Source organism: Polaromonas sp. P4_H1 (assembly GCF_056400945.1).
Genome location: NZ_JBFUKG010000129.1, coordinates 1 through 546 on the forward strand (window position 1 = coordinate 1; position 546 = coordinate 546).

Genomic DNA, 546 nt, shown 5'->3' on the forward strand with positions numbered 1-546 from the left:
CTGGCATAGTCCGTGACGTCGTTGAACGTCTTGCCGCACCCGCCGACATCGATAATGGCACCGCCCAGGACATTGACGTTGCCCCCGGTTGCGGTCAGCGACACGCTGCCGCCGAGCGCATCGATACGACCGCCGAAATCGACGGCGGCGCCCGTCAATGCCCAGCGTGAACCGAGACTGTTGACGTCACGAGCAGCGGTCGTGTCATGCGCCGTGACCGTCAGGTGGCCTGTGGTAACGATGGACTGGCCCGCACCATTCTCGCCCATGAGGAGCGGCGCCACCAGTGTGAGATTGCCAGATGCATCCAGACTGCCATCGCCCTGCCCGGCAATGACCTTCGCCGCCGTCAGCGTGACGGCGTTGAAACCGCGCATCGTCTTGGCGCCCGCACCGAGCACAATGCGCTCGGCATTGACCGCAAGCGTGCCTTGCGCCGTAACCAACGGATCAACGAAACTACCACCGCTGTTACGCAGCAGGATCGTGTTGCCGGTCACCGTCGTCGCGCCAGCACTGTAACCGACCATTCCGGCCGCATCGAGT

At 63.9% G+C, this 546-nt stretch carries 1 protein-coding gene; it reads right to left on the reverse strand.

What is annotated here, in order from left to right; genetic code table 11:
- Nucleotides 1–546 (reverse strand): hypothetical protein (locus AC1DS5_RS25490; protein ID WP_477721028.1); only part of this gene is annotated, 546 nt, incomplete at both ends.